The organism is Pseudomonas sp. MWU12-2345 (assembly GCF_023242385.1).
Taxonomy (GTDB): domain Bacteria; phylum Pseudomonadota; class Gammaproteobacteria; order Pseudomonadales; family Pseudomonadaceae; genus Aquipseudomonas; species Aquipseudomonas gingeri_D.
On the sequence record NZ_JALLJA010000021.1, the window covers coordinates 16,236 to 41,874 of the forward strand.

At 64.7% G+C, this 25,639-nt stretch carries 20 protein-coding genes; 12 read left to right on the plus strand and 8 right to left on the minus strand.

The window, feature by feature from the left end:
• Nucleotides 1–285: 285 nt before the first annotated feature.
• Genes bcsQ through M5C71_RS28900 form a run of 6 tightly spaced genes read left to right on the plus strand, consistent with a single transcriptional unit; the run spans nucleotide 286 to nucleotide 11,114 of the window.
• A complete protein-coding gene (bcsQ, locus tag M5C71_RS28875; RefSeq protein WP_248769334.1) occupies nucleotides 286–1,356 on the plus strand; it encodes a cellulose biosynthesis protein BcsQ in 1,071 nt (356 codons plus the stop codon).
• Nucleotides 1,353–3,554 carry a UDP-forming cellulose synthase catalytic subunit gene (gene bcsA, locus M5C71_RS28880; RefSeq protein ID WP_248769335.1) on the plus strand — a complete coding sequence of 734 codons (2,202 nt, stop codon included), beginning with the start codon at nucleotides 1,353–1,355 and terminating at the stop codon, nucleotides 3,552–3,554. The genes bcsQ and bcsA overlap by 4 nt, the downstream gene beginning before the upstream one ends.
• Nucleotides 3,551–5,851, plus strand: a complete 2,301-nt coding sequence (gene bcsB / locus M5C71_RS28885; RefSeq protein ID WP_248769336.1) for a cellulose biosynthesis cyclic di-GMP-binding regulatory protein BcsB — start codon at nucleotides 3,551–3,553, stop codon at nucleotides 5,849–5,851. The genes bcsA and bcsB overlap by 4 nt, the downstream gene beginning before the upstream one ends.
• Nucleotides 5,852–5,874: 23 nt before the next feature.
• Nucleotides 5,875–9,771, plus strand: a complete 3,897-nt coding sequence (locus M5C71_RS28890) for a cellulose synthase subunit BcsC-related outer membrane protein (RefSeq protein WP_248769337.1) — start codon at nucleotides 5,875–5,877, stop codon at nucleotides 9,769–9,771.
• An 18-nt stretch (nucleotides 9,772–9,789) separates the two neighbouring features.
• On the plus strand, nucleotides 9,790–10,449 hold the full coding sequence (locus M5C71_RS28895; protein WP_103495531.1) for an SGNH/GDSL hydrolase family protein: 660 nt from the start codon (nucleotides 9,790–9,792) through the stop codon (nucleotides 10,447–10,449).
• Nucleotides 10,446–11,114: an alginate O-acetyltransferase AlgF gene (locus M5C71_RS28900; protein WP_248769338.1), complete on the plus strand. Its 669-nt coding sequence runs from the start codon at nucleotides 10,446–10,448 to the stop codon at nucleotides 11,112–11,114. Before M5C71_RS28895 ends, M5C71_RS28900 begins: the two co-directional genes overlap by 4 nt.
• Nucleotides 11,115–11,118: 4 nt before the next feature.
• Here M5C71_RS28900 and M5C71_RS28905 read toward each other — a convergent pair whose 3' ends face one another.
• The gene (locus M5C71_RS28905; protein ID WP_103495529.1) at nucleotides 11,119–11,595 is read right to left on the minus strand and encodes an Lrp/AsnC family transcriptional regulator; all 477 of its coding nucleotides are present in this window, start codon (nucleotides 11,593–11,595) and stop codon (nucleotides 11,119–11,121) included.
• Nucleotides 11,596–11,734: 139 nt separating this feature from the next.
• Here M5C71_RS28905 and M5C71_RS28910 point away from each other — a divergent pair, with 139 nt between their 5' ends.
• The 6 genes from M5C71_RS28910 to M5C71_RS28935 all read left to right on the plus strand — a co-directional run bounded on the left by M5C71_RS28910 (nucleotide 11,735) and on the right by M5C71_RS28935 (nucleotide 17,257).
• The gene (locus M5C71_RS28910; protein ID WP_103495528.1) at nucleotides 11,735–12,073 is read left to right on the plus strand and encodes a hypothetical protein; all 339 of its coding nucleotides are present in this window, start codon (nucleotides 11,735–11,737) and stop codon (nucleotides 12,071–12,073) included.
• Between the two features lie 143 nt (nucleotides 12,074–12,216).
• Nucleotides 12,217–13,998, plus strand: a complete 1,782-nt coding sequence (locus tag M5C71_RS28915; RefSeq protein WP_248747216.1) for a type II/IV secretion system protein — start codon at nucleotides 12,217–12,219, stop codon at nucleotides 13,996–13,998.
• A 112-nt stretch (nucleotides 13,999–14,110) separates the two neighbouring features.
• Nucleotides 14,111–15,031 carry an SPFH domain-containing protein gene (locus M5C71_RS28920; protein WP_100942067.1) on the plus strand — a complete coding sequence of 307 codons (921 nt, stop codon included), beginning with the start codon at nucleotides 14,111–14,113 and terminating at the stop codon, nucleotides 15,029–15,031.
• A 10-nt stretch (nucleotides 15,032–15,041) separates the two neighbouring features.
• Nucleotides 15,042–15,491, plus strand: coding sequence for an NfeD family protein (locus M5C71_RS28925; RefSeq protein WP_103496107.1), 450 nt, complete (start codon nucleotides 15,042–15,044; stop codon nucleotides 15,489–15,491).
• Between the two features lie 67 nt (nucleotides 15,492–15,558).
• Nucleotides 15,559–15,879 (plus strand): DUF2388 domain-containing protein, encoded by a 321-nt coding sequence (locus M5C71_RS28930; RefSeq protein ID WP_103496106.1) that lies wholly within the window; start codon nucleotides 15,559–15,561, stop codon nucleotides 15,877–15,879.
• 238 nt (nucleotides 15,880–16,117) lie between these two features.
• Nucleotides 16,118–17,257, plus strand: coding sequence for a DegT/DnrJ/EryC1/StrS aminotransferase family protein (locus M5C71_RS28935; RefSeq protein ID WP_103496105.1), 1,140 nt, complete (start codon nucleotides 16,118–16,120; stop codon nucleotides 17,255–17,257).
• A 78-nt stretch (nucleotides 17,258–17,335) separates the two neighbouring features.
• Here M5C71_RS28935 and gcvH read toward each other — a convergent pair whose 3' ends face one another.
• The 7 genes from gcvH to pepP form a co-directional block, all read right to left on the minus strand.
• On the minus strand, nucleotides 17,336–17,719 hold the full coding sequence (gene gcvH, locus M5C71_RS28940) for a glycine cleavage system protein GcvH (protein ID WP_103496104.1): 384 nt from the start codon (nucleotides 17,717–17,719) through the stop codon (nucleotides 17,336–17,338).
• A 59-nt stretch (nucleotides 17,720–17,778) separates the two neighbouring features.
• Nucleotides 17,779–18,861 (minus strand): glycine cleavage system aminomethyltransferase GcvT, encoded by a 1,083-nt coding sequence (gcvT, locus tag M5C71_RS28945; protein ID WP_248769339.1) that lies wholly within the window; start codon nucleotides 18,859–18,861, stop codon nucleotides 17,779–17,781.
• A 155-nt stretch (nucleotides 18,862–19,016) separates the two neighbouring features.
• Entirely contained in the window at nucleotides 19,017–20,633 is a 1,617-nt protein-coding gene (locus M5C71_RS28950; protein ID WP_248769340.1) for an iron ABC transporter permease, read from the minus strand.
• Between the two features lies 1 nt (nucleotide 20,634).
• Nucleotides 20,635–21,636: an extracellular solute-binding protein gene (locus M5C71_RS28955; protein ID WP_248769341.1), complete on the minus strand. Its 1,002-nt coding sequence runs from the start codon at nucleotides 21,634–21,636 to the stop codon at nucleotides 20,635–20,637.
• Between the two features lie 108 nt (nucleotides 21,637–21,744).
• A complete protein-coding gene (locus M5C71_RS28960; RefSeq protein WP_247263088.1) occupies nucleotides 21,745–22,962 on the minus strand; it encodes a 2-octaprenyl-3-methyl-6-methoxy-1,4-benzoquinol hydroxylase in 1,218 nt (405 codons plus the stop codon).
• Nucleotides 22,963–23,119: 157 nt separating this feature from the next.
• Entirely contained in the window at nucleotides 23,120–24,307 is a 1,188-nt protein-coding gene (ubiH, locus tag M5C71_RS28965; protein ID WP_248769342.1) for a 2-octaprenyl-6-methoxyphenyl hydroxylase, read from the minus strand.
• Complete coding sequence (gene pepP / locus M5C71_RS28970) at nucleotides 24,304–25,638, minus strand: Xaa-Pro aminopeptidase (RefSeq protein WP_248769343.1); 1,335 nt, start codon at nucleotides 25,636–25,638, stop codon at nucleotides 24,304–24,306. Before pepP ends, ubiH begins: the two co-directional genes overlap by 4 nt.
• Nucleotide 25,639: the final 1 nt, after the last annotated feature.

The following is a 25,639-nucleotide window of genomic DNA, read 5'->3' on the forward strand; positions in this document are numbered from 1 at the left end:
GCTCCTAAAGGTAAACGTGCCACAACCGTGCGCTGTTCGACATGACACACGCCGAAAATTTCTTGCATCGGTAAATCTGGTCTACATTTGAACCTGATAGATCAATAAAGCACTCTGGATTAACACTAAGTGCCTTCGGTTCTATCGCAAGACGTTCAGGCGACACCTTTAAGAACACCATCGTTTGCCCACCGCCCGGTAGGCATGCAGCACGACGGCATTGTGTGATTAGCCGTATCTGTCCCCTTTCAAGATTTTCTTAGAATGGTACGGATGGGTGCTGTCATGCAGCCTTCAGATGACGACGATGATGTTGCGAACCTGATGGGAAAGTTCGGTGCCAAGGCCGACCGCTATCGGGAAATCGAGGTGGCCCGGGTCTTCACCGAAACGCCAGCGCCCACCCCTGCGGCCCCCCAGCCTCCAGCCCCCACGCCTGCCGAACCGACCTCGCCGCCGCTCGTCCAGGGTGATACCGGCGCGCCTGAAACAACCGCAGCACCGTCCCTGCGCACACTGCTCCAGGATCTCGCCCGGCAACGCCAGGCGCAGGCCACGCAACAACCCCAGCCGGCCCTCGCCGCCCAGGTTCCGGGCCGGATCATTGCGGTGGTCTCGACCCGTGGCGGCGTCGGCCGCAGCACCTTGGCCAGTCTCCTGGCCATCCTGCTCAACAGCACTGACCGGCAGGCCATCGTCCTCGAACTCGACCCACAGAATGCGCAATACCATCACCTGGGCACCCGCCCACCCGCACAAGGTATCTGCCAGGCCAGCCTGGAACAGCGCAGCTGGCGCGATCTTGCGCAAACCGGCTACGCCAACACCCGGCTGCTGGCCTTCGGCGAGAACGACCCGCAACAGTTGCAAGCCCTTGAACACCAGCTCGAAGCCGACCCGCACTGGCTGGCCCGCCACCTGAACGAACTGGCCCTAGGCAAGCACGACACACTGATCATCGACACCCCTCCCGGCAGCACGCTCTATCAGCAGCAGGCGCTGCACATGGCCGACCTGGTGATCGCCGTCGTCCGGCCCGACGCGGCCTCCCACGCCGCCCTCGAGCGCCTGATCACGGCGATCAAGCCCCACCTGGGCGGTGACAGGCCGGCAAGCTGCTGGTTCGTGATCAACGGCGTGGACAACGCCCACCCCTTGTCCGTGGACATCGCGCAGATCCTCGAGAGCCAACTGAAAACCCAACTGCTCGGCACGATCACCTGGGACGAGGCCATCGCCGAGGCGCTGGCCTATGAATGCAATCCGTTCGAGCAATCCGCCGAATCCCGCGGCTGCCAGGACCTCCTGGCCATCGCCGACAAGCTCCACGATCAGCTGGAGTCACAGCACCCATGACCTTCGAACGCCGCGTCCAACGCCTGCTCGGCACCGCCCTGCACCACCTCCGCCAATGGTCGCAGCCGCTGCGCCTGGGCCTGATGCTGTGCGCCGCGATCCTCTGCGCCGTGGTCCTGGCCGGGGTGATCAGCGCGCCCGCGGACCTGCTCCAGCAAACCCTGTTCGGCCTTGCCTGCCTGGTCGCGGTCCTGGTCCTGCGACGCTTCGAAGGTCACCTGCCGATCATCGCCATGGTCAGCCTGTCGCTGATCGCCTCGCTGCGCTACATGTACTGGCGCCTGACCGAGACCCTGGAGTTGGAGAACTTCCACGACATGCTGTTCGGCTACACCCTGGTGCTGGCCGAGCTCTATGCGCTGCTGGTGCTGGTCTTCGGCTACGTACAGACCGCCTGGCCGCTCAAGCGCCGGCCGATCCTGCTCGGCGAAGACCCGGCGCAATGGCCCAGCGTCGATGTGTTTATCACCACCGTCAACGAGTCGCTGGAGATCGTCAAGATCACCGTGTTCGCCGCGCTGCGGATGAACTGGCCGACAGACAAGCTCAAGGTTTATGTGCTGGATGACGGCCACCGCGAGGAGTTCCGGCTGTTCTGCGAGAGCGTCGGCGCCCACTACCTGACCCGCGACAACAACCTGCACGCCAAGGCCGGCAATTTCAACGCGGCGCTCAAGGTCACCCATGGCGAATACATTGCCGCCTTCGACGCCGACCACGTGCCCTCGCGCTCCTTCCTGCAAATCAGCATGGGCTGGTTCCTCAAGGACCCGAAGCTGGCGATGCTGCAGACCCCCCATGTGTTCTTTTCCCAGGACCCCTTCGAAAAAAACCTCAAGACCTACCAGCAGGTCCCCAACGAAGCCGAGTTGTTCTACGGCCTGGTGCAGGACGGCAACGACCTGTGGAACGCCGCGATGTTCTGCGGCTCCTGCGCCCTGATGCGCCGGGCGCCGCTGGAAGCCGTCGGCGGGATGGATGAAACCACGCTCACCGAAGACGCTCACACTTCGCTGAAACTCAACCGCGCCGGCTACAACACCGCCTACCTGGCCCTGCCGCAAGCCGCCGGCATGGCCACCGAAAACCTCTCGCGGCATATCAATCAGCGGGTGCGCTGGGCCCGCGGCATGACGCAGATTTTCCGCACCGACAACCCCATGCTCGGCCGCGGCCTGACCCTGGGCCAGCGCATCTGCTACAGCAATGCCATGCTGCATTTCTTCTATGGCTTCCCGCGCCTGGTGTTTCTCACCGCGCCTCTGGCCTACCTGATTTTCGGCGCGCAGATCTTCCACGCCGCGCCGCTGATGGTGGCCGCCTACGCGGCGCCGCATCTGCTGCTGGCCAACCTGACCAACTCGCGCATCCAGGGGCGCTTCCGCCATTCGTACTGGAACGAGGTCTACGAAACGGTGCTGGCCTGGTACATCCTGACGCCGGTGCTGATGGGTATGCTCAAGCCAAAATCCGGGCACTTCAACGTCACCGACAAGGGCGGCGACCTGCACCATGGCTTCTTCGACTGGAAGATGGCCCGGCCTTACATCGTGCTGCTCGTCCTGAATATCGCCGCCGTGGTGTACGGGGTCTACGACTACCTCGGCGCCGATGTCACCACCGATGAAACGGTGCTGCTCAACCAGGTCTGGGCCCTGTACAACGCCCTGATGTGCGCCGCCGCCATCGCGGTCGCCAGCGAAACCCGCCAGGTACGGGCCGAACCCCGGGTCGAGGCGCAATTGCCGGTCGGTCTGCGGCTGGCCGACGGCACCGAGTATCACAGCCACACCCAAGACTTTTCCCAGGGCGGCCTGGGCCTGAAGCTGGCGCCGGGTCAATCGATTCCCCTCGGCACGCCGTTGCGGGTCTCGCTGTTTCGCCACCAGCAGCACTATCACTTCGACGGCAGCGTGGTCTTCAGCCGCGACAATACGGTCGGCATCCGCTTCGACCCGATGACCTTGAGCCAGCAAAGCGATCTGGTCCACCTGACCTTCTCGCGCGCCGACACCTGGGCGCGGAATTGGGGCACCAGCGTACCCGACTCCCCCCTCAAGGCCCTACGCGCGATCAGTGTCATCGCCGTGCACGGCGTTTCCGAGTTGCTCAAGGCAACCCTCAGATTACCCGGCCAGGCGCTCGAACGGCGGCGCTCCGGCACCTCTTCCTCAGCACCTGCCCTGGACACGCCATGAGCCCGATATTCTCCGCTGGCAGCGACGGACGCTGCATTCGTTACGCCCTCCTGTTGCTGCTCTGCTGCGGCGTCTATCCGGGCTCCGGCAACGCCGTGACGCAAACAGACAACCGCAGCAGCCCCGCCGCCGGCACCAGCCAGGCCCCGGTGATCGCCGCTGACAAGAACAGCTACAGCCTGACCTTCAAGCAACTGGGACGCCGCGACCCCTTGTACCTGCGCGGTGTCGAGTCGACCGACAGCGTCGACTTCGGGATTCGCGCCGACCAGGTGGTGACCGGCGTCCAGGTGGTCCTGCATTACGGTTATTCGGCGCTGATGCTGCCCGAGCTGTCGCAGATCAACGTGTTGGTCAACGACAGGGTCGCCGTCAGCCTGCCGCTACCCCGGGAACAGGCCGGCAAGGACCTGGAGCGGGTGGTCGAGATCCCCGCGCGACTGATCACCGACTTCAACCGGCTGGACCTGCAACTGATCGGGCACTACACGATGCAGTGCGAAGACCCGTTGCACTCGAGCCTGTGGGCCAGGGTCGGCAACGACAGCCAGCTGAATATCCAGTATTCGCCCATCGCCCTGAAAAATGACCTGGCCCTGCTGCCGGTGCCGTTCTTCGACCGCCACGACGCGCGCCCGCTGGTCCTGCCCTTTGTGTTCGACGCCAACCCCAGCCCCGCCAAGCTGGAAGCCGCCGCGGCGATCGCTTCCAAGTTCGGCGCCCTGGCCAGCTATCGCACCGCGACCTTTCCCGCCAGCGTCGGGCAACTACCGGCCAAGGGCAATGCCATTGTCTTCGTCACCCACCGCGAAACCCTGGCGCTGGGCGAGCTGTCGAGCAACCCGGCCAGCGGCCCCAGCGTGACCATGATGACCAACCCCAACGACCCCTATGGCAAGCTGCTGGTGATCAGCGGACGCAACGACGCTGAACTGAAGATTGCCGCCACGGCCGTCGCCCTGGGCAGCCAGTCGCTGTCCGGGGCCACCGCGCTGATCGACCACCTCGACCCGCTGCCGGTGCGCGTGCCCTATGACGCGCCCAACTGGCTGCCCACCGACCGCCCGGTAAAGCTCGGCGAACTGGTCGAAGCCCGGCAATTGCATGTCTCCGGCTACAGCCCCGAGGACATCGTCATCGCCCTGCGCCTGCCGCCGGACCTGTTCGAATGGCGCGGACGCGGCGCTCCGCTGCTGCTCAAATACCGTTACACGCCCCAGCAGTTCTCGACCAACTCGGCACTGCTGGTACACCTCAACGACCACCTGGTGCGTTCGATGCAATTGCCGTCGATCCCCAATCTCAACGGCGGCCCGGACCTGCTCGAGTGGCTGAAGAAAGACGACAGCCTGCCCCGCGAAGCCAGCATGTACCTGCCCCTGGACATCGCCACCTACGAGTCGCAGCTGCAAATGCGCTACCTGTACGACTATGTCAAACAGGGCGAATGCCGGGACGTCATCGTCGAAGACATGCGCGGCCAGATCGAGGGCGACTCGACCCTCGACCTGAGCGGCCTGGACCACTACACGGCGATGCCCGACCTGGGCAAGTTCCGCGACAGCGGCTTCCCCTTCACCCGCCTGGCCGACCTCTCGGAAACCGCCGTGGTGATGCCCGACACCCAGGAGCCCGCGACCCTCAGCGCCTTCCTCACCGTGCTCGGGCGTTTCGGCGAATCCACCGGCTATCCGGCCACCGGCCTGCAAGTGATCCAGGCCCGTGACGTCGAGGCGGTCAGCGACAAGGACCTGCTGGTGTTCGCCACCGGCAACGACCAGCCCCTGCTCAAGCAATGGGCCGACGCGTCGCCGGCCCGTAGCGAAGGCAGCCGGCACTTCTTCGACCTCAGCGACCTGGCCTTGCGCATTCACGACTGGTTCAGCCCAGACTCGCAAGCGGCGATCCGCAAGACCCGCGCCACCCTGGAATGGTCGGGCCGAGGCACGCCTTATCTGGCGGGCTTCGAGTCGCCGCTCAAAAACGGTCGCAGTGTGGTGGTGGTCGCCAGCAGCGACCCGGCGCGACTGGGCGAGGTGACCGCGGCGATGATCGGTGGCGATGACTACAAGGACCTGATCCAGGGCCGCCTGGCCGTGATCCAGGACAAGCAGATCACCACCCTGGCCGCCGACCAGCCGTACTACGTCGGTCACCTGGGCTGGTTCCGGCACTTGCAGCTGCTGCTGTCGCGGCATCTGAGCGGGATGCTGCTCGCGGTCCTGATCGGCTTCGTGTTGCTCTGTGCCTTGATCTTCCTGGGGCTGCGGGCCCAGGCCAAACGGCGGTTGTCGTGAATCCACGGCGCGGGAGAACAGGCATGCGCCACACCCTCACCCTGACATTGCTGTTTGCCCTGGCCAGCCCGGTCCTGCAGGCCCGGGCCGACGATCCACAAGCGCAATTGATCGAACAAGGGCGCTACTGGCAGTCGCAGAACAACCCCGACCGGGCCATGGACGCCTGGAACAAGTTGCTGCTGATCGCCCCCGATCAACCGGAAGCGCTCTATGGCCTGGGGCTGAGCAACGTCCAGCTCAAGCGCCCGGAGGAAGCGAAAAAGTACCTGGCCCGTTTGCAGGCACTGGTGCCGCAGCCCCGCCAGGCCCAGCAACTCGAACAGGACATTGCCCTGGGCAGCGATGAGCAGGCCCGGCTGTTGGCCCAGGCGCGGCAACTGGTGGACGCCGACAAATACGACGACGCGGTGAAAGTCTACCGCCAGTTGCTCAACGGTCGGCAGCCCCAGGGCACCCTGGCCCGCGAGTATTACTACCTGCTGGGTTACACCAAGGGCGGTGAACAGGAGGCCCGCGCCGGTCTTGAACGATTGCTGCGCGAACGCCCGGACGACCGCGCCGTGGCGCTGTTCCTGGCCAAGCACATGGTCCGCAACCTCGACACCCGGGCCGAAGGCATCCGCCGCCTGGCGGTCCTCGCCAAGGACAAGGATGTCGGCGGTGACGCCAACGAAACCTGGCGCTTCGCCCTGACCTGGATCGGCCCGCCGGCGCCGGCGCAAGTCCCGCTGTTCGAGCAGTTCCTCGCCGCGCACCCGAACGACAAGGAAATCCGCGACCTGATGAACAAGGGCAAGACCCTGGCCCGCAGCAGTGCGGCACCCGCCCGCAAAGTGCCCGCCTGGCAACGCGACCCGCAGGACGCCCAAGGCCTGCAGGCGCTTGAGGGCGGTGACCTGGCCGCCGCCGAGCAGGCGTTTCAAACCCGTCTCAAGGAAAAACCCAACGACCCCGACGCCCTCGGCGGCCTGGGTGTCCTGCGGCAAAAGCAGGACCGCCTGAACGAAGCCGAGGACCTGCTGCTGCGGGCCACCCAACAGCCCGGCGGGCATCCCTGGAAACAGGCGCTGGACAACGTCCGTTACTGGCGGCTGATGGCCGGCGCGAGCGAGGCGCAAAAGGCCGGACGTGAGGATCAGGCGCGGAACATGATCGAACAGGCCGCCCGGCAGAACCCCGGCCAGCCGGCCAGCCAGGTGGCACTGGCCAATTTGCAGGCCGAGCGGGGCCAACTGGCCCAGGCCGAGGCCAGCTACCGGCGTATCCTCGCCAGTCATCGCGACGATCCTCAGGCCCTGGGCGGGTTGATCGCGGTGCTCTCGCAGCAGGGCAAAGCCGATGAAGCGCTCAAGCTGATCGACTCGATTCCCCCGGCGGACCAGGCCCGCCTGGGCTCCGCCGTGTCCATCCGCTCGTTGCGCGCCACCCAGGTCGCGCGGCTCGCCGAACAGCGCGGCGACCTGCGCGCCGCCGAGCAAGCCTATCGCCAGGCCCTGGTGGACGACCCGGGCAATACCTGGACACGTTTTGCCTTGGCCCGGATCTACCTGGGGCAAGGCCGCACCCAGGCCGCCAAGGACCAGGTCAACGACCTGCTCAAACGCCACCCCGACCAACCCGATGCGCTGTATACCCGGACCCTGCTCTCGGCCCAGCTGGGTGAATGGCAGGACGCCCAGGCCAGCCTCGCACGCATCCCCCAGGCCAGGCGCAGCCGCGAGATGGACGAACTGGGCAAGGAGATCGCCCTGCATGTACAGACCGAAGCCGCCGTCGACAACCTCAGGCGCGGCCAGCGCCAGGAAGCCCAGGCGCTGCTGGCCCGCAGCCAGGCCCTGACCGCCGGCAAGCCGGATCGGGTGGCGATCCTGGCCTCGGCCTATATCGATGCCGGCCAACCGCAACAGGGCGTGGCCCTGATGCGCGACCTGGTGGAGCGCTCCCCCAGTCCCGACGCCAAACTGCAACTGCTGTACGCCGACATCCTGTTCAAGGCCGACCAGCACAACGATGCCGCGGACATCCTCCGCTCCCTGCAAGGGGCGCGGCTCAACGACAGCGATCACCGCCACTACGCCGAGCTGGTGAAGCTGTACCGCATCAAGCAGGCCGACCAGTTGCGCGAGAAAGGCAATCTGGCCGGGGCCTACGACCTGCTCAAGCCGACTCTGAAGCAATACCCCCATGACACCCAGGCGATTTCGGCGCTGGCGCGGATGTATGCCGCCAACGGCAATAACGCCAAGGCCATGGCCCTGTACAAACCCCTGTTGCAGAACGACCCGCGCAACGCCGACCTGCAACTGAGCGTGGCCAGCCTGGCCGCCCAGGACCACGACTATGCACAGGCCGACAAGTCCCTCAAGACCGCCCTGGCGCTCAAGCCGGGCGTGCCGAAGGTGCTGACCAGCGCCGCCGCAACCTACCGCGCCATGGGCAAAAGTGCCGAGGCCGCCGAACTGCTGCGCCAGGCCGTGGCCATCGAAGGCGGTCAACGCCGCGACGGCCAGCCCTTCGACAGCCAGGACGACGACAGCGACAACCCGTTCCGCAATCAAACCGGACAGCCGCGTCGAGGTACCGCCCGTACAGCCGATCCGCTGGCGCCGGGCAGCGAGGCCGCCGATACGATGCCACCCGACCCGGCCATGGCCCCGCAGCTCTACAGTGCCTCGGACGCCGTGCCCGACAGCGGCCTGGACAACGACCCGGCACCGAGCGCCAATCCCTTTGCCCCCGGCCGCCGTTCAGACGACCCCGCGCGCCTGAACCAGAGCCCGGCGCAGCTCGCGCTGGACGAAATTCTCCAGGAGCGCAGCGGTTATATCGCCCAGGGCCTGAGCGTGCGCAGCAACAACAATGAATCGGGCCTGAGCAAACTGACCGATGTCGAAACGCCGTTCGAAGCCAACCTGCCCGCCGGCGACAATCGCGTGGCGCTGCGGGTGACGCCGGTTTCGCTGCACGCCGGCAGCGTCAAGAGCGACAGCCTCACCCGCTTCGGCAGCGGCCTGGCCAGCGGCTCCCCCGGTTCGCAGCAGGCCAACGGCGTGGGCATGGCCGTGGCAGTGGAGAACCCGGAGCACGGCATCAAGGCCGATATCGGCGTGAGCCCGGTGGGCTTCACCTACAACACCGTGATCGGCGGCGTGAGCCTGGACCAGCCGCTGGTATCCAGCCCCAACATGCACTACAGCATCGCCCTGTCACGGCGCCCGGTCACCGACAGCGTGACCTCATTCGCCGGCACCGAGGACCGGCGGACCGGCGTGAAGTGGGGTGGCGTGACCGCCAACGGCGGACGCGCCCAGCTCGGCTACGACGACCAGGAAGTCGGGGTCTACGGCTACGGCGCCCTGCACAAGCTGGTCGGCAACAACGTCGAGTCCAACACCCGCGCCGAACTGGGCGGCGGGATCTACTGGTACCTGGACAACCAGCCCGACGACAAGCTGACCGTGGGCCTGAGCACCTCGGCCCTGTCCTACGAGAACAACCAGGGGTTCTTTACCTACGGCCACGGCGGCTACTTCAGCCCGCAGACGTTCTTCTCCATGGCGGTCCCGGTCACCTGGTCCCAGCGTTCCGACCGCTTCACTTACAAGCTCAGCGGCGCGTTGGGAGTCCAGCATATCGACCAGAAAGGCGCCGACTACTTTCCCGGCCACAGCGCCGAGCAGGCCGCCAACAACCTCACGTATCCGGGCCAGAACAGCACCGGCATCGGCTACAACCTGAATGCGGCGGGCGAATACCGGCTCGGCTCGAATGTGCTGCTCGGCGGTTCGCTGGGGGTGGATAACGCCCAGGATTACCGACAGGTGAACGCCGAGCTGTACCTGCGTTACCTGTTCGAGAAGATGACCGGGCCCATGGCCTTGCCGGTCAGCCCCTATCGTTCGCCTTACTCCAACTGACTCCAGGGAGCGTGCATCGTGGCAACCTCATCCGTACTGGCGGGCCTGACCATCCTGATCATCGGCGACAGCCACCTGGCCACTCCGGATTTCCTGCTCAACCCGCTGCACGATGCCCTCAGCCGACAGGGCGCCCAGGTCCACTCCCTGGGCATTTGCGGGGCCAATGCCGGCGATTGGCTCAAGGCCACGCCCAGCCCCTGCGGCGGCGCCGAACGCCGGGGCACGGCCGAGGCCACGGTGCTGGTCGGTGCATCGACCCGCTCGATCGGCGACTTGCTGGACAGCGACAAACCCAACCTCACCCTGATTGTCATGGGCGACACCATGGCCAGCTACGACAAACCGAGTTTCCCCAAGGCCTGGATCTGGAAACAGACCGACAGCCTGGTCAAGGCCATCGCCGCCCACCACACACCCTGCGTCTGGGTCGGGCCGAACTGGGGCAGCGAAGGCGGCATGTACGGCAAGACCTACGAACGGGTCAAGACGATGTCGGACTTCCTGTCGAAAAACGTCGCGCCATGCAGCTATATCGATTCGTTGCAATTCTCCACCAAGGGCCAGTGGGCGACCATTGACGGCCAGCACCTGACCCGCACCGGCTACCAGACCTGGAGCGAGGACATCGTCAAGGCGTTGTTGCAGGCACCGGCGCTCAAGGCAGCGGGAAAATGAATCGGATACGCGAACTGCTGTTGGGCCTGGCGACGCTGATAAGCTTCGCTGCCGCCCACGGCGATACTGCGCTGTATCCCACCGGGCCGAGCCAGGACTCGGCTTTCATCCGCTTCGTCAACGCCCTGGACAGCCCCCTCGACGTGCTCCCGGAGGGCGAACAGACACCTTCGACACTGGCGCCATCGGTGGTCTCAGTGTTCTCCGCGGTTCCCGCCGACAAACCGGTCACGGGCGCGTTGAGCAGTGCCGGCGTCAGCGTGCCGGTCAAGTTGAACCTGGTCCCCGGCGAGTTCGTGACCTTCGTGGTGGTCCCCGGCGACAAGGGCTTTGAACTGCTGACCGTGCGCGAACAACCGAAAGACTTCAATGGCCTCCAGGCGTCGCTGGCGCTGATCAACGCCGACCCGGACTGTACCGGCGGCGGTTTGCGTCGTGCAGGTCGGCAGGAGCAGCCGATTTTCCATGACCTGAACCCCGGTCTGCTGGAGCGACGCGACGTCAACCCGGTCAAGCTGTCCGTGCAAGGCTTCTGCGACGGTACCCTGGTCACCGCGCCCCTGAGCCTGGGCCCGCTGGAATCGGGAGAGCGCTACACGGTGCTGATCCTGTCCCAGAACGGCAAACCGGTCCTGGTGTTCGTCAAGGACATCTTTGCCCAATGAACCTTCAGGCCGGGCGCAATACCGGCAAGCTGGTGGTGGACTTGATCTCGGACAGGGCAACGATGGAGTTGACCTCCTGGATCCCCGGCACCATCGACAGCTTCTCGAAGAAAAACCGCTCATAGGCCTCGATGTCCGCCGTGACGATCCGCAGCAGGAAATCCACCGCGCCCATCAGCACATAACACTCCAGCACTTCCGGGAAACCGCGAATCGCCTCGGTGAACTCGGTGAAATTGGAGCGACCATGGGCGTTGAGTTTGACCTCGGCGAAGATCTGCGTGTTGAGGCCGATTTTCTTGCGATCGAGCAAGGTCACCTGGGCACGGATCACCCCCTCTTCCTTGAGCCGCTGAATCCGCCGCCAGCAGGGTGACTGGGACAACCCCACCTGCTCGGCAATCTGCGCGCTGGAAAGCGAGGCGTCTTCTTGCAGCAAGGCCAGGATCCGGCGGTCGTAGGTGTCCAGCTCGCCTTGCATAAAAAAACCCTCTAACTGGCTATTGTCGAATAGATCATCTCTTGATCAGAGCTTATCAGCCCATCATAGATAAGAAATACCCGGCTCGGCGTGTAAAAATTCCCCCAGCCTATCCCGTCGCCGCCCCAGGAAATCCACCATGCCTTCTCCCAAAGCCCTCCATGACGCCCCCACCCGTGCCGATGTCTGGGCGGCGGGCAATGCCCACTGCCAGGTGCGCTACCAGGTCCTCGCCGAAGCCGAACCGGACCTGCTCTGCCGCCTGCTGAACCTGTTTGCCCTGCAGTTCCTGACCCCGCGACAAGTGCAGGCGCAACAGGGCGACGGACTGCTGGCGATCGATATCGTGCTGGACGGCCTGAGCTGGCACCGCGCCCAGGTCATCGGTGAAAAAATGCGCAACCTGATCAGCGTCTGTTCCGTGGCCCTGCAACCGACCCAAGGCGCACAGCTGCACAGCGCACAGGCCGCGGGCTGACGGCTTTTTTGAAAAGAATCGCAATCTTTGTCTTGGTATCGACGCCAACGTCAGGCAGCCTCGCGTCTATTCTTGGCAATTGACGATCAGACAGGGACTACGTCTGAATCGCTGGTTGCAGGACCGACCGAATAGGAGCCCGCATGCCCGTCGCCCCCCTTCCCCAGGACCGCTGGCTGGATCTCAACGAGCTGTTGCGCGAACTGGTGACCCAGGGTTTTATCAGCCAGGAGGCGGCCGAACAGGCCTTGGCCACCCGGCGTACCGCGCGCGATACCCAGCAGCATCCGCTGGAGTTCATCGCCAGCCAGCAACTGGCCGACCTGAGTCGTCCCGGCAAACCCCTGGACCTGGAAAACCTCACCCTCTGGCTGGCCCGCCATGCCGGCCAGGCGTATCTGCGCATCGACCCGCTGAAGATCAACGTGGCGGCGGTGACTTCATTGATGTCCTACGCCTTTGCCCAGCGGCACAAGATCCTCGCGGTGTCGGTCGACCGCGACGGCGTGACCATCGCCAGCGCCCAGCCCTATGTGCGGGCCTGGGAAGCCGACCTCAGCCATGTGTTGAAGCTGCCGATTCGCCGGGTGGTGGCCAACCCGGTGGATATCCAGCGCTTCACCGTGGAGTTTTTCCGCCTGGCCAAGTCGGTCAGCGGGGCCAGCCTGGTCGACCAGAAAAACCATAATCCGAGTAACTTCGAGCAGTTGCTCAACCTCGGCGCCAGCGACCAGGAGCCGGACGCCAACGACGCCCATATCGTCAATATCGTCGACTGGCTGTTCCAGTACGCTTTCCAGCAACGGGCCAGCGATATCCATATCGAGCCGCGTCGCGAACAGGGCACGGTGCGCTTTCGCATCGACGGCGTGCTGCACAACGTCTACCAGTTCCCGCCCCAGGTGACCATGGCGATCGTCAGCCGCCTGAAAAGCCTGGGCCGGATGAACGTCGCGGAAAAGCGCAAACCCCAGGACGGACGGGTCAAGACCAAGACCCCGGACGGCGGCGAAGTCGAATTGCGCCTGTCGACCCTGCCCACCGCCTTTGGCGAAAAGATGGTGATGCGTATCTTCGACCCGGAGGTGCTGCTCAAGGATTTCGACCAACTGGGCTTCGGCGCCGACGACCTGCGCCGCTGGCAGGACATGACCCGCCAGCCCAACGGCATCATCCTGGTCACCGGCCCCACCGGCTCGGGCAAGACCACCACGCTGTACACCACCCTGAAGAAACTGGCGACCTCGGAGGTCAACCTCTGCACCATCGAGGACCCGATCGAGATGATCGAGCCGGCCTTCAACCAGATGCAGGTCCAGCACAATATCGACCTGACCTTCGCCAGTGGTGTGCGCGCGCTGATGCGCCAGGACCCGGACATCATCATGATCGGCGAGATCCGCGACCTGGAAACCGCCGAAATGGCGATCCAGGCCGCGCTCACCGGCCACCTGGTGCTCTCGACCCTGCACACCAACGACGCGCCGAGCGCCATCAGCCGCCTGCTGGAACTGGGGGTGCCGCATTACCTGATCAAGGCCACCGTGCTCGGGGTCATGGCCCAGCGCCTGGTGCGTACCCTGTGCCCGCACTGCAAGGCGCCGACCCAGTTGGAAGAAGACGACTGGCAAAGCCTGACCCGACCCTGGCAGGCGCCAATGCCCAGCGGTGCCCAGCGCGCCGTCGGTTGCCTGGAATGTCGCGACACCGGTTATCACGGGCGCGCCGGGGTCTACGAGATCCTGGTCCTGAACGACGGCCTGAAAGCGCATATCCACGCCGATACCGACCTCCTGGCCCTGCGTCGCCAGGCGTTCAAGGACGGCATGCGCAGCCTGCGCCTGTCCGGCGCGCAAAAGGTCGCGGCGGGGCTGACCACCGTCGAGGAGGTGTTGCGGGTCACGCCGCAGAGCGAGCAGCGCTGATGAAAGTGTCACGACATGCGTCCATTGCCGAGTAAACACTTTTTATCCCGGCAAGCCCCGTTACACTCAAGGTAACAGCCTTCTCGATCAACACTTGCAACAGGGAATCGTCATGCAAATCGGTAGCGTACTCCTGCTCTTCGTCGGCCTGGCCATTGCCCTGGTGTTCATGGGCTTCAAGGTCGTGCCCCAGGGTTATCAATGGACGGTGGAGCGCTTCGGGCGCTACACCAACACCCTCAAGCCGGGCCTCAATATCATCATCCCGGTCATGGACCGCATCGGGCGCAAGATCAACGTCATGGAAAGCGTGCTCGACATCCCGCCCCAGGAAGTCATCACCGCCGACAACGCCACGGTGCAGATCGACGCCGTGTGCTTCTTCCAGGTGGTCAACGCCGCCCAGGCGGCCTACGAGGTAAACAACCTCGAGCACGCCATCCGCAACCTGTTGCAGACCAATATCCGCACCGTGCTCGGCTCCATGGAACTGGACGCCATGCTCGGCCAGCGCGACGCCATCAACGAACGCCTGCTGCGCACCGTCGACGAAGCGACCGCGCCGTGGGGCATCAAGGTGACCCGCATCGAGATCAAGGACATCAGCCCGCCGGCCGACCTGATGGCGGCCATGTCCGGGCAGATGAAGGCCGAGCGGGTCAAACGCGCGCAAATCCTCGAGGCCGAAGGCCTGCGCGCCTCGGCGATTCTCACCGCCGAAGGCAAGAAGCAGGCGCAGATCCTCGAAGCCGAGGGCGCCCGGCAGTCGGCCTTCCTGCAATCCGAGGCCCGCGAGCGCCAGGCCGAAGCCGAAGCCCGGGCGACCCAGGTGGTCTCCGAGGCCATCGCCAAGGGTAACGTGCAGGCGGTGAACTACTTTGTCGCGCAGAAATACATCGACGCCCTGGGCAAGCTGGCCTCGGCCAATAACAGCAAGGTGATCCTGATGCCGCTGGAGGCCAGCCAGGTGATCGGCGCGATAGGCGGCATCGGCGAGATCGTCAAGGCCACCTTCGACAGCAAGAAACCCTGAGGCAACGCCCATGTGGGAATTCCTGCAACACCTGTCGTTCTGGGACTGGCTGGCCCTCGGCACGCTGTTGCTGATTTTCGAGATATTCGGCGCCGGCGGTTACCTGCTGTGGGTGGGGACTGCCGCCGCGGCCGTGGGCGTCCTGACCTACCTGATTCCCGGCCTGCACTGGGCCTTGCAGTTCGTGCTGTTCGGCGTGCTGTCGATTCTGACCGCATGGCTCTGGTGGAAGCGCCAGCGCAGCAACGCCCGGCCCAGCGACCAGCCGGGGCTCAATGAGCGCGGTCATGATCTGCTCGGCAAGACGTTCATGGTGCATGTCGCCATTGTCGCCGGCCGTGGCAAGATCAAGGTCGGCGACAGTGTCTGGATGGCCACCGGGCCGGATAGCGAAGTGGGTACCCGAGTCCGGGTGGTCGGCCAGGACGGCAGTACCCTGCAGGTGGAAAGGATTGAGTGAAGGCGATGGAACTCCGGTGAGGCAACGGTAATCAAACCTTTCAGATACCCACACCGGAGTTACTCTCATGCGTCTCAAAACAGCAGTTGTCGCATTGGCCTTGTTTACCCTTCCCGTTGGCGCAGCGATGGCCGACGAGTTCTGGCGCAACGTTCTTTCCTCTGGCGCCACCACCGGCTCCACCTACCTGACCTTCAGGAAGGACCACAAGCTGGTGGCCGCGGCCCAGGACGATGCCAGCAGCTTCGTCGCCAGCAATGGCGGCATCCGTGGCCCTTACCTGGAGGCCGCGATGCAAAAACTGCGGGCCGAAAACCCGGACCTGAAGGTCACCGACATGCAACTGGCCAACGCCATCCTGGCGAAGAACACCGTCGCCGAAGACTGATTCAAACACTTCACCCACAAACCAGAACGCCGCTCACCCGCGGCGTTTTGCGTTGCCCGGCAGAAACCGCCGATCGACACCCAGGCACCGGCCCGACGTGCTCGTTCAGCGTCCGGACAGCAAAAAAAGCACCGAATTTTCACCTTAAAACAGTATCATCGCCAGCATTGCAGCCTTGCTGTCTACTCTTCACTGCCGGTAGAGCACTGTCGGCCTTCACATCGGACGTCACGACCCCATGAGCGAACTTCCTTTCCTGCCTTTTTCCAAACCGACCATCGACGAAGCGACCATTGCCGCCGTGGGCGATGTCCTGCGTTCCGGCTGGATCACCAGCGGTCCGAAGGTCGCGGCCTTTGAAGCGCAACTGTCGGAATATTTCGGCGGGCGTCCGGTGCGCACCTTCAACTCCGGCACCTGCACCATGGAAATCGCCTTGCGCATCGCCGGTATCGGCGCGGGCGACGAAGTGATCACCACGCCGATCTCCTGGGTCGCCACCGCCAACGTGATCATCGAAGTCGGCGCGACCCCGGTGTTCGCCGATATCGACCCGGTGACCCGCAATATCGACCTGGACAAGGTCGAGGCCGCCATCACCCCGCGTACCAAGGCGATCATCCCGGTTTACCTGTCCGGCCTGCCGGTGGACATGGATCGCCTGTACGCCATCGCCAAGAAACACAACCTGCGCATCGTCGAAGACGCGGCCCAGGCCCTGGGTTCGGAATGGAACGGCCAGAAGATCGGCGCCCTGGGTGACCTGGTGTCGTTCAGCTTCCAGGCGAACAAGAACATCACTTCGTCCGAAGGCGGCTGCCTGGTGTTGAACAACGCCGAAGAGGCCCGTCTGGCCGAGAAGTACCGCCTGCAGGGCGTGACCCGTACCGGCCATGACGGCCTGGACGTGGACGTGCTGGGCGGCAAATTCAACATGACCGACGTCGCCGCCGCCATCGGCCTGGGCCAGTTTGCCCATATCGATGCCATCACCCCGCACCGCCGCGGGCTGGCCGAGTACTATTTCGAGTGCTTTGGCAGTGATTTCGAAGAGAAATACGGTGCCCAGCTACCGGTGAAGGATTTCACCAACAGCAACTGGCATATGTTCCAGCTGGTACTGCCGGAGCGTCAGGACGGCCAGCCGGCGCGGGCGACCTTTATGGAAGAGATGAAGCAGCGCGGCATCGGCATCGGTTATCACTACCCGGCGATCCACCTGCTGAGCCTGTACCGCGAACGCGGCTTCAAGGAAGGCATGTTCCCGATCGCAGAGCGCGTCGGGCGCCTGATCGTGTCGTTGCCGATGTTCAACGCCATGACCAAGGCCGATGTCGAGCGTTCGGTGGCGGCGGTCAAGGCAGTCCTGAAGCCGTAACACCGTGATCGCGAGCACGCCTGCTCTTGTAGGAGCAAGCTTGCTCGCGATGAACGATAACGCGGTCAACCTGACGAATTACTCGCCGATAGCCTTCTTGTAACCCGCCGCATCCAGCAACTTCTCCAGCTCCGCCACATTGCTCGGCTTGAGCTTGAAGATCCACGCGCCGTGCGGATCGGAGTTCAGCAGCTCAGGCTCGCCGGACAACGCTTCGTTGACCGCAATCACTTCGCCCGACACTGGCGAATAGATATCCGAAGCCGCCTTCACCGACTCGACCACACCGGCAGCCTCGCCGGCGGCGAACACGGTACCGACTTCAGTCAGTTCCACGAACACCACATCCCCCAAGGCTTCCTGAGCATGGTCGCTGATGCCGACGGTGACGCTACCGTCAGCTTCCAGGCGGGCCCACTCGTGGCTTTCGGCAAAACGCAGATCAGCAGGGATATCGCTCATATTCAGTGTCCTCACATTTAAGTATCAGTGGCGGAGCGATTGAGGGCCCGCCGGAAAATTCAGATCAGGGTTTTACCATGACGCACGAACGTCGGCCTTACCACGCGAACCGGGTACCATTTGCCGCGAATTTCAACTTCAGCGCGATCAGCCGTGGCGGCGGGAACACGCGCCAGCGCAATCGACTTGCTTAGCGTAGGAGAGAAACTACCACTGGTGATCTCTCCTTCGCCAATCTCGGCGATCCGAACCACCTGGTGAGCCCGCAGAACGCCGCGCTCTTCCAGCACCAGGCCGACCAGCTTGAGCTTGGCGCCGGCGGTTTTTTCCGCCTCCAGGGCACCACGCCCGATAAAGTCGCGATCAGCCGATTCCCAGGCAATGGTCCAGGCCATATTGGCCGCCAGCGGCGAAACGTTCTGGTGAATATCCTGGCCGTACAGGTTCATGCCGGCTTCCAGGCGCAAGGTATCCCGGGCGCCCAGACCGATGGGCGAGATACCCGCGCCCACCAGATCGTTGAAAAAGCCGGGGGCCTGGTCGGCCGGCAGGATGATTTCCAGACCGTCTTCCCCGGTGTAGCCGGTGCGGGCGATAAACCAGTCGCCGTCACTGCGGCCTTCGAAGGGCTTGAGTTGCTGGATCAGTTGGCCGCGGGACTGGCTCACCAGTTCGGCGATCTTGTGCCGGGCCTGTGGCCCCTGGATCGCCAGCATCGCCAGCTCCGGGCGCTCGTGCAGTTGCACGTCATAGCCGCCGAGCCGGGCCTGCATCCAGGCCATGTCCTGATCACGGGTCGCGGCATTGACCACCAGGCGGTAACCGCTCTCGGTGCGATAGACGATCATGTCGTCGACCACCCCACCGTGCTCATTGAGCATCGCGCTGTACAAGGCGCGACCGAGGCCGTCGAGACGCTCGACATCGTTGGCCAGCAGATGGCGCAGCCAAGCCTTGGCCTGACTGCCGGTGATATCGATCACGGTCATGTGCGAGACATCGAACACACCGCAGTCACGTCGCACCTGATGGTGCTCCTCGACCTGCGAGCCGTAATGCAGTGGCATATCCCAACCGCCAAAATCGACCATCTTCGCGCCGAGGGCGAGGTGCAGGTCATAGAGAGGCGTACGCTGTCCCATGGGTTTCTCCTTCCGGGCGTGGCGAAGGCGCGGACAGGCAGGAAACCGGCTTGAGCCCTTTATGGATGGGGCCTTGAGTCCTGTTTCGTACCCGGTCTGTCAGACGGACCGCACCGAATGCCGCGCATTGTAGCCGCAAGGGGGAGCCATGACACCTAGCCGATTCGATGCGCCGAGCGGCGAATCAAACCGATCACCGGCAACAGGCCGACCAGCACCAGGGTCAAGGCCGGCAGCGAGGCCCGCGCCCACTCCCCTTCGCTGGTCATTTCGAAGATCCGCACCGCCAGCGTGTCCCAGCCAAACGGGCGCATCAGCAGGGTCGCGGGCATTTCCTTGAGCACATCGACGAACACCAGCAGCGCCGCGCTCAAGGCGCCGGGCAACAATAACGGCAGATACACTTTGCAAAAAAGTACTGGCCCACTGACCCCAAGGCTACGCGCCGCTTCGGGCAGGGACGGTCGGATACGCGCCATGCTGTTTTCCAAGGGACCATAGGCCACGGCGATAAAGCGCACCAGGTAGGCCAGCAGCAAGGCCGACAGGCTGCCCAGCAGCAACGGCTTGCCTGCCCCGCCCAACCAGCCCGACAGCGGGATCACCAGCACCCGGTCCAGATAGCTGAACGCGAGCATGATCGACACCGCCAGCACCGAGCCCGGCAGCGCGTAGCCGAGGTTGGCCAGGCTGACCCCGGAGCGGATCAGCCGGGTCGGCGCCTGGCGCCGGGCAAAGGCCAGCAGCAAGGCCACGCCGACGGTGATCAGGGCCGCCATGACGCCCAGGTAAAGGGTGTGCAGGATCAAGCCGGTGTAGCGCTCATCGAGATCGAAGCGACCGCGCTGCCAGAACCAGACCAGCAGTTGCAGCAGCGGGATGACAAAAGCGCAGGCAAATACCAGCAGGCACCAGGCACTGGCCGCCAGGGCCTTGAACCCGTGCAGGTGATAGAGCGGCTGGGCTCGCGGGCGCTCATTGCCGCTGCGCACGGCGCCACGGGCGCGGCGTTCGCCATAGAGCACCAGCATCACCGCTAGGAGCAGCAGGCTGGCCAGCTGCGCGGCGCTGGAGAGGCTGAAGAAGCCGTACCAGGTCTTGTAGATGGCGGTGGTGAAGGTGTCGAAGTTGAACACCGCGACGGCGCCGAAATCCGCCAGGGTTTCCATCAGCGCCAGGGCCACGCCGGCACCGATGGCCGGACGCGCCATGGGCAGCGCCACCCGCCAGAACGCCTGCCAGGGCGATTGCCCGAGCACCCGGGCGGCTTCCATCAGGCCCTTGCCCTGGGCCATGAAGGCGGTGCGCGCGAGCAGGTAGACGTAGGGGTAGAAAACCAGCACCAGGACCAGGATCACCCCGCCGGTGGAGCGCACCCGGGGTAATCGCAGGCCGCTGCCGAGCCATTCGCGCAACAGACTCTGCACCGGGCCGGAGAAATCCAGCAGGCCGACAAAGACAAACGCCAGCACATAGGCCGGGATGGCGAACGGCAGCATCAGCGCCCAGTCCAGCCAGCGCCGGCCAGGGAATTCGCAGAGGCTGGTGAGCCAGGCCAGGCTCACCCCTAGCAGGGTGACGCCGAGGCCGACGCCCAGCACCAAGGTCAGGGTGTTGCCCAGCAGACGCGGCAGCTGGGTATCCCAGAGGTGGGACCAGATCTGCAGGTCGATCGACTGCCAGGACAACAGCAGCACGCTCAGCGGCAGCAGTACCAGGGCGGCGACAGCAAATACCGGAAGGTACCAGCGGCGTTGAGCGGGATGGGCCAAGTCAGTTCCAGCCGGCGCGATCCATCAGGCGGATCGCCTCGGCCTGGCGCTTGCCGGCAATCTCGACGGGCAAGGTATCGGGCACGAACTTGCCCCAGCTCGCCACTTCCGCCGACGGCGGCACCGCCGGGTTGGCCGGAAACTCCTGGTTCACGTCGGCAAAGATGCGCTGCGCCTCGGGGGTGGTCATCCACTCCACCAGGGCCTTGGCCGCTTCCGGATGCGGCGCGTGCTGGGTCAGGCCGATGCCCGAGAGATTCACGTGCACACCACGGTCGCCCTGGTTCGGCCAGAACAGTTTGACCGCCAGGTTCGGGTTCTGCTTGTGCAGGCGACCGTAGTAGTAGGTGTTGACAATCCCGACGTCGCACTGCCCGGCATTGATCGCCTCCAGCACGGCGATGTCATCGGAAAACACATCGGTGGACAGGTTGCCGACCCAGCCCTTGAGAATCTGCTCGGTCTTCTCGTCGCCATGCACCTCGATCAGCGTGGCGGTCAGCGACTGGTTGTAGACCTTCTTCGCCGTGCGCAGGCACAGGCGGCCTTCCCACTGCTTGTCGGCGAGGGCTTCGTAGGTGCTCAGGTCGGCCGGCTTGACCCGTTCGGTGGAATACGCCAGGGTCCGCGCACGCAGGCTCAGGCCGGTCCACGCATGGGCGGACGAACGGTATTGCAGCGGGATATTGGCGTCGATCACCTTGGACGTGAAGGGCTGCAGGATACCCATCTTTTCCGCCTGCCAGAGGTTGCCGGCATCGACGGTGAGCAGCAGGTCGGCACTGGCGTTTTCGCCTTCGGCCTTGATCCGCTGCATCAGCGGCGCTTCCTTGTCAGTGATGAACTTGATCTTGACCCCGGTCTTGGCGGTGTAGGCGTCAAAGACCGGCTTGATCAGTTCGTCGATGCGCGAGGAGTAGACCACCACTTCGTCGGCGGCGTGGGCAGTGCCGGCCATGAGGGAAAGGGCCAGGGCAGTCAGTAGACGCTTCGGTGCCAACATGGGAGCGGTCTCTCGATTTCGAAATGAGCGCGAAATGATAGTGACTCACATTTCGCTTCTCAAACCTAACCGGGGACGGAGGAGTTACCAGATGTTGCACGAGGCCCGTCAGGCCCTGGCCAGCTCCGGCAGGTCGCCCGTCAGCCCCAGCGCCTGGCGCACGAACAGCGCCTTGGCCTCGGGCATCTGCTCGACGCTTTTCAACCCGGTGTTACGCAGCCAGCGCAGTGCCAGCGAGTCCGCCTGGAACAGCCGCTCGAAACCTTCCATCGCTGCCATCAACCCCAGGTTGTGGGGCATGCGCCGCCGCTCGAAACGGCTGAGCACCCGCACATCCGCCAGCCGCTCGCCACGTTCGCACGCATGCAGCAGTTCTTCAGCCAGCACCGCCGCATCAAGAAAGCCCAGGTTCACACCCTGGCCAGCCAGCGGGTGAATGGTGTGCGCGGCATCGCCGATCAGCGCCAGCCCTTCGGCCACATAACGTTTGGCGTGGCGTTGACGCAGCGGCACACAGAGCCGTGAGTCCGCCGACAGCACGGTCCCCAGCCGACCTTCGAAGGCCCGCTCCAGCTCCCGGCAGAAGGCCTCCTCTTCCAGCAGCATCAGGCGCTGCGCCTGCTCCGGCGTGGTCGACCAGACGATCGAGCACCAGTCCTGCTGCCCATCACGCTCCAGGGGCAAAAATGCCAGCGGACCGTCATCGGTAAAACGCTGCCAGGCGGTCATCTGGTGCGGTTGCGAGCTGCGCACGCTGGTCACGATCGCATGATGCAAGTAGTCCCACTCGCGGGTGGCACAGCCGGCCAGGCGGCGCACCGCCGAATTAGCCCCGTCGGCGGCGATCACCAGGGGTGCGCGCAGCTTGCGACCATCGGCCAGGGTCAGCAGCCAGTCGTCGCCGGAGCGGCGCATCTGCTCCAGGCGTGCATTGGCCAGCAGGCCCATGTCGCAGTCATGCAGGCGCTCGAGCAGGGCATCCTGGACCACCCGGTTCTCGACGATATGCCCGAGCACCTCGGCATGCACGCTGGCCGCCGAGAAGTGAATCTGCCCGGTGCCGCTGCCGTCCCAGACCTGCATGTCGCGGTACGGGCTGGCCCGCCGGGCGCTGATCCCGTCCCATACGCCGAGGCGTTCGAGAATCCGCTGGCTGGCGGCGGACAGCGCGCTGACCCGCGGCTCGAAGGCTGCCTGCGGGTCGAACGGCTTGACGCTCAGGGGGCTGCCGTCGAGCAGGAGAATCTCCAGCCCGCTGTCTTTCAACGCCAGGGCCAGGGCGCTTCCGACCATTCCGGCCCCGACAATCAGCACATCTGCGCGCATTTCCATGCTTTAAGCCTTAGTGAAGGTTATGCGGACCTTGTAGGAGCAGGGCTTGCCCGCGAAGAGGGCCTTGAGGCCGCCAAAAGCTTCGCGGGCAAGCCCTGCTCCTACAGGGTTCGAGGTGTGGATACGGGCGCATTCCGGGCCCGGCAAGGCCCTAGACATCGGAACGGGTACCCAAGCCCATCGCCTGCCGGGCGAACCAGCGTTTGGCCGGCGGCAGCAGGTCCAGGCCCAGCAGGCCGATATTACGCCCCAGGGCCACCAGCGGCTGGGCATTGCCGAACAGGCGGGTGACCTGGTCGGAGAAGCCCACGGTGAGCTGTTGGTCCAGGCGCTGGCGCTCCTGATAGGCCTGCAAGGTGCTCAGGTCGCCCAAGGGTGCCGTGCTCGCCAGCAAGGCCTCGGCCAGGGCCTGGGCATCGCGCAGGGACAGGTTGAAGCCCTGCCCGGCAATCGGATGCAGGCTGTGGGCCGCGTTGCCCAGCACCACCAGATGCGCACGCACCTGTTCTTCGGCTTCCACCAGGCTCAGCGGGTACAGGTGCCGCGCGCCGACCTGGCGCAAGGTGCCCAGGCGATAGCCGAACACCCCCTGCAACTCGGCGAGGAAACTGCGCTCGTCCAGTGCGGCCAGACGCTGGGCATCCATCCCGAGACGGGTCCAGACCAGCGCACAACGATTCTCCGGCAACGGCAGCAGGGCCATCGGCCCCTCGTCGGTAAAGCGCTCGAAGGCCATGCCGTTATGGGCTTCGCTGGGGGTGATATTGGCGATCAGCGCACTCTGGTGATAAGGCCGCTTGCGCACGCCGATCCCCAACTGCTCGCGCAACCCGGAACGGCCGCCGTCGGCCAGGATCGCCAGGTCGCAGTCCAGCTGGGTTTCATCCCCCAGGGTCAGGCGATAGCCGTCTTCCAGCGGTTGCAGGTGGGTGACCTCGGCCGGACAGCGCCAACTGATCACTTCCTGGTCCAGGGCCTGCCACAGGCATTGCCCCAGCCAGGCGTTTTCCACCACATAACCCAGGGCCGGCACGCCCTCCTCCATGGCAGACAGCCGCGCGGTGGAGAAACGCCCGCGGTCGGACACATGAATCTGCTTGATCGGCTCGGCGCGCGGGCTGATCGACTGCCACACACCCAGGCGCTGATAGATCTGCCGGGCGCCGAAGGACAGCGCAGAAGAACGCGCGTCGTAGCTGGGTTGATAACTGTCGCCGGGGGCGAACGGTTCGATCAGGGTAATCTTCCAGCCCCGGGCCTTGGCCCCGGCCTGCAAGGCCAGCGCCAGGCTGGCACCGACCAGGCCACCGCCAATGATCGCCAGATTGACCCGACTCATGCCGCCTGGGTCCGGGCAGCCGCCATCAGCGCCTCGATCTCGGCCACGGTCTTGGGCACGCCGCCGGTGAGAATCTCACAGCCTTGTCTGGTCACCACTACATCGTCCTCAATGCGCACGCCAATACCTCGCCATTTCTTCGCCACGCTCTGGTTGTCCGGGGAGATATAGATCCCCGGCTCCACGGTCAGCGCCATGCCGACCTCCAGCACGCGCCATTGATCGCCGACCTTGTAGTCGCCGACATCATGCACATCCATCCCCAGCCAATGGCCGGCACGGTGCATGTAGAAGGCCTTGTAGGCTTCGCTGGCGATCAGCTCGTCGACATCGCCCTGCAGCAACCCCAGTTCCACCAGACCTGCGGTAATCACCTGCACCGTCGCCTCGTGGGCCTGGTTCCAATGCTTGTTCGGCGCGATCTCGGCAAAAGCCGCTTCCTGGGACGCCAGCACCAGTTCGTAGATCGCCTTCTGCTCCGGCGAAAACCGCCCGCTGACCGGCCAGGTGCGGGTGATATCGCTGGCGTAGCAGTCGATCTCGCAACCGGCGTCGATCAACACCAGGTCGCCGTCCTTGAGCACCGCGTCATTCTGCTGATAGTGCAGGATGCAGCTGTTGCGCCCGGTCGCGACAATGGAACCGTAGGCCGGCATCTTCGCCCCGCCCCTGCGGAACTCGTAGTCCAGCTCCGCTTCCAGGCTGAACTCATGCAATCCGGCGCGGCTGGCTTGCATCGCCCGCACATGGGCACGGCAGGAAATCGCCGCGGCCTCGCGCATCACTTTCACTTCCGCCGCCGATTTATACAGGCGCATGTCGTGCAGCAGATGATCCAGGGCAACGAATTCGTTCGGCGGTTGCGCACCAAGGTGGGCCTTGGAACGGATCACGTTGATCCACTCCATCAGGTGCCGGTCGAACTCCGGGTTGCTGCCCATGGCCGAATAGACCCGGTCGCGCCCTTCGATCAGGCCCGGGAGAATGTCGTCGATATCGTTGATCGGGAACGCGTCGTCGGCACCGAAGTCGCGGATCGCGCCCTCCTGGCCGGCGCGCAGGCCGTCCCAGAGCTCGCGCTCGACATTGCGCTCGCGGCAGAACAACAGGTACTCGCCGTGGGGCCGGCCGGGGATCAGCACGATCACCGCCTGGGGCTCGGGAAAACCGCTCAGGTACTGGAAGTCGCTGTCCTGGCGATAGACATGTTCGACATCACGATTGCGGATCGCCACGGCGGCGGCCGGCAGGATCGCGATGCTGTTGGGTTCCATCCGCGCCATGAGGGCCTTGCGGCGCCGGGCGTATTCCGCTTTCGGGATATGGATCATG

Coding starts and splice junctions, on each gene's coding strand:
- M5C71_RS28925 (WP_103496107.1), top strand. CDS start 15,042: ATGTGGGAATTCCTGCAACACCTGTCGTTCTGGGACTGGCTGGCCCTC.
- pepP (WP_248769343.1), bottom strand. CDS start 25,638: ATGATCCATATCCCGAAAGCGGAATACGCCCGGCGCCGCAAGGCCCTC.
- bcsA (WP_248769335.1), top strand. CDS start 1,353: ATGACCTTCGAACGCCGCGTCCAACGCCTGCTCGGCACCGCCCTGCAC.
- M5C71_RS28930 (WP_103496106.1), top strand. CDS start 15,559: ATGCGTCTCAAAACAGCAGTTGTCGCATTGGCCTTGTTTACCCTTCCC.
- ubiH (WP_248769342.1), bottom strand. CDS start 24,307: ATGAGTCGGGTCAATCTGGCGATCATTGGCGGTGGCCTGGTCGGTGCC.
- bcsB (WP_248769336.1), top strand. CDS start 3,551: ATGAGCCCGATATTCTCCGCTGGCAGCGACGGACGCTGCATTCGTTAC.
- M5C71_RS28935 (WP_103496105.1), top strand. CDS start 16,118: ATGAGCGAACTTCCTTTCCTGCCTTTTTCCAAACCGACCATCGACGAA.
- M5C71_RS28955 (WP_248769341.1), bottom strand. CDS start 21,636: ATGTTGGCACCGAAGCGTCTACTGACTGCCCTGGCCCTTTCCCTCATG.
- M5C71_RS28915 (WP_248747216.1), top strand. CDS start 12,217: ATGCCCGTCGCCCCCCTTCCCCAGGACCGCTGGCTGGATCTCAACGAG.
- M5C71_RS28900 (WP_248769338.1), top strand. CDS start 10,446: ATGAATCGGATACGCGAACTGCTGTTGGGCCTGGCGACGCTGATAAGC.
- M5C71_RS28920 (WP_100942067.1), top strand. CDS start 14,111: ATGCAAATCGGTAGCGTACTCCTGCTCTTCGTCGGCCTGGCCATTGCC.
- bcsQ (WP_248769334.1), top strand. CDS start 286: ATGCAGCCTTCAGATGACGACGATGATGTTGCGAACCTGATGGGAAAG.
- gcvT (WP_248769339.1), bottom strand. CDS start 18,861: ATGGGACAGCGTACGCCTCTCTATGACCTGCACCTCGCCCTCGGCGCG.
- M5C71_RS28910 (WP_103495528.1), top strand. CDS start 11,735: ATGCCTTCTCCCAAAGCCCTCCATGACGCCCCCACCCGTGCCGATGTC.
- M5C71_RS28960 (WP_247263088.1), bottom strand. CDS start 22,962: ATGCGCGCAGATGTGCTGATTGTCGGGGCCGGAATGGTCGGAAGCGCC.
- gcvH (WP_103496104.1), bottom strand. CDS start 17,719: ATGAGCGATATCCCTGCTGATCTGCGTTTTGCCGAAAGCCACGAGTGG.
- M5C71_RS28905 (WP_103495529.1), bottom strand. CDS start 11,595: ATGCAAGGCGAGCTGGACACCTACGACCGCCGGATCCTGGCCTTGCTG.
- M5C71_RS28890 (WP_248769337.1), top strand. CDS start 5,875: ATGCGCCACACCCTCACCCTGACATTGCTGTTTGCCCTGGCCAGCCCG.